The 2,712-nt window shown below is 35.8% G+C and carries 1 protein-coding gene; it reads right to left on the bottom strand.

The window, feature by feature from the left end; translation table 11 throughout:
* Positions 1-143 precede the first annotated feature (143 nt).
* Entirely contained in the window at positions 144-1,955 is a 1,812-nt protein-coding gene (gene ltrA, locus NQ185_RS20050; RefSeq protein WP_444546881.1) for a group II intron reverse transcriptase/maturase, read from the bottom strand.
* Positions 1,956-2,712 lie beyond the last annotated feature (757 nt).

Below are 2,712 nucleotides of genomic sequence, written 5' to 3'. Positions count from 1 at the left end.
ATACAGATAGGTAAGGGTTTGAAGTTATCGCTCCCTTTTCCCCCTGTTCACACCGTACGTGCGACTTTCACCGCATACGGCGTTCCAACTAATCCATTTCATTCAATTTTCTATGTACTTTGTTGAAGCATTTTTTATTCCAATCAGATTGTATAATTATTACATAGTTTTCGGAATTGATTAACTTTATCCTTTTGCTTATTGTTAAGATGTAAAACACCAAGCAAAGAATTTATTTTATTAACATCTTTCAGATGAATGAGTTTGTGTACATCTTTATGTAACACTACCAAATTTGAATATCGATCATCCTTTGAAATGTAATAAGGAATCTTGTGATGACAATGCCAGTCGCTTTTTTCAAGTCCTGCTTCAGTCACTGCACACTTTCCGTATTGGGCTATGAACTTACTGATACGGTTATCATTATATTCAATCGTTCGATTTGGAATGAAGTTTTTCATGACATAGCTTAAGACGCTTTTGTTAATTGCTTTTAAATTATTGTGTATTTTTGCTCTGCCTTCGGCAGTATAATTACACACATCTTGCGAGAAGCAAAGGTTTGTTTTATGCCGTTGGGCATAAATAGGGACAAATACCATGTTTTGAATCTTAAAATATTGCGGTGAATATCCTTTATAACGTTTTTGGAGCGTGCTTGTCATATCTTCAAACTCAGCTTCTGTTCTGATATTCTTTAGTCGATTATATAGAGTCTTGTATAAATGGGAGGACAACTCACTTAAATTATTAGAGATGTTAGTGGCTGCTGCGTAATAGTTTTGAATTCCCATTACGACTGTATTATAGTGCCAGACAGTTTCAGCACAAGGCTTCTTCTGGATTGCTTTTATAGAATCTTTAATTTTAATAAGTGCATTGGACTTAGCTTTCTTCGTCATATTTGAATGTGCTACAAATCCAAACCTTGTTTTTCCTTTCCTAATTGCACGAAAAGAAAAGCCAAGGAATTCGGAAGAATTCTTCTTTAAATTGATAACCTTTGATTTTTCATCACTTGTCTCAAGATGTAATCTAGTTTTGAGAAAATCCTTGATGGCATAATTCATTCTAACTGCTTGCGAGCGAGTACGGCATAAAACCTTGAAATCATCGGCATATCTAACGATATAACATTCTTTTAAGTTTGATTTTTTGAGTTCCCTTACTTTACTTCCATTTCGTTTGTATTCATGATTGCTCTTAAACGTTTCCCACTGGTTACTAATCCACCAATCTAGTTCATTTAGAACAATATTTGATAATAGCGGTGAAAGTATTCCCCCTTGCGGGGTGCCTTTGGTCGGTAAGCCTTCTCCTTCAATCTCTGCTTTTAATATCTTTGAGATGACGGAGAGTAAAGATTTATCTTTAATTCCCATTGACCATATTTGTTTGAGTAACTTACTATGGTTCACGTTATCAAAAAATCCTTTTATGTCTACATCGATGCAATGATAAAGACCCACCATATTTATGAGCGATTCAAATCTTGCTTTCGCATGGTGGGTACTTCTATTTGGTCTGAAGCCGTAACTATGTTTATGAAATTTCGCCTCACAAATGGGTTCTAAAACTTGTAAAATACATTGTTGAATAATCCTATCCCATATTGTCGGAATTCCTAATGGTCTAACTTTTCCATTTGCTTTTGGAATGAAAACACGACGAACACATTCTGGTTTGTATGATTGGAACATTCTTTGGACGTGTTCAATTACTTCTTCTACCGACAAATGCTTAATATCATCAATTGTTAACTTATTTGTCCCTGCTGTTTTACTCCCAGTGTTTCTTTTGATGTTTCGATAAGCAAGACGTATATTTTCATTTGAACTAATCAGTTTCAGTAAGTCATAGAAATTTTGACCATCGACACTTTGAGCATATAAATTATCAAAACAATGTTGCATATCGTAATACTCATTGTGTCTCAGTTTCTTCCGTTTCAACAAGTCGGTGACTCCCTTGGGAGTTGAACCTCTATTAGTCTCACAAGAACCTTATTAACCGATAAAGAACTGTCATATATGGTTGAATGATTCTTTTTAGTCTAGTGGCTATCCCTCCAGATTGATTAAACCTTTCATTGGTACTGTGCCACCACTTTCACTGATACAAAGAAAAGTTATACATTAACTATTATCATTATTGCTTTCCTAATCACCGCTTCATAGAGAATAAGCTCTCCACGTTATCAGCTTACAACGTTGAATTATATCTATTATAGAATGAACTTAGGTGCTTCCTTTAAGCCTGTTAGCCGTTCATATGCCTGTAACATATCATGGACTTTCATATTAGTCAGTCTTACTAATCCACTGCTAACCTCACATTGAGTGATATACACATTTCTATGTATTGTGCGTGTAGACCCGTACATTCAGAAGTTCGTCAGCTTAACCTTTTCTTATATAGGTATTTCCGCATTCTCACCATATTCAATCAACTCAAGCATCATGAATTACACCACTCCATCGAGCAGGCTTTCGACAGCCGAACTGCTACGGTAATTTCTTACGCCTTTTCGCCGAGCTTATAACACTATCATTCTTACTAAATCCAGTGCTATTCGACTAAGAGAGAGCCCTTCAGGGCGTTACCCCTTCATTTGGCTCTTCGATATAACCCTTCAGTTCCGACAGGAACTGTCTGACCTTTACCTAAGTATTGTTACCAATCTCAACTTAAGCCAGAAACATTTCGCAC

The sequence above is a fragment of the Lederbergia panacisoli genome (assembly GCF_024626525.1).
Taxonomy (GTDB): Bacteria; Bacillota; Bacilli; order Bacillales; family Bacillaceae_C; genus Lederbergia; species Lederbergia panacisoli.
Note: the sequence above shows the minus strand (reverse complement) of the source record. Positions and strands in the feature narration are given on the sequence as shown.